This window comes from Bradyrhizobium sp. NBAIM14, from assembly GCF_020193895.1.
Classification (GTDB): Bacteria; Pseudomonadota; Alphaproteobacteria; order Rhizobiales; family Xanthobacteraceae; genus Bradyrhizobium; species Bradyrhizobium yuanmingense.
In genome coordinates, this window is sequence record NZ_JADYVQ010000117.1 from 1 (window position 1) to 381 (window position 381).

1 protein-coding gene is annotated in these 381 nt (G+C 50.9%); it reads right to left on the reverse strand.

The window, feature by feature from the left end:
* Positions 1-364: TonB-dependent receptor plug domain-containing protein (locus I6F28_RS37275; protein ID WP_225143990.1), on the reverse strand; the 364-nt coding region annotated here is incomplete at its 3' end.
* Between the last annotated feature and the right edge of the window lie 17 nt (positions 365-381).

The following is a 381-nucleotide window of genomic DNA, read 5'->3' on the forward strand; positions in this document are numbered from 1 at the left end:
GATCGAAATCATTGTGGCGGAAGACGGCATTGCGGGAGTTAACGCGTTTACCGTCGACGAGAATCAGGGTGTAGCTGCTGTCCAGACCACGAATACTAACGCCCTTACGGTTATCCCCTTCGTTCGTCAGTTGTACGCCAGGCACTTCTTTGAGGACATCCTTCAGATTCTGTACCGGTTTTCGCTGCAGGTCTTCCTGGGTAATGACGCTGATACTGGCGGGTGCATCTTTGAGGTTTTGTTCAACGGAAGATGCAGTGACAACCATCGTTTCGCCATCATCATCGACCGCTAACACAGGCCATGCACAAGAAATAGCGGACAAACACAGCCCGACCCGTACGAAAGGGTTCAACCTAAACATTCCATATCTCCATGAGG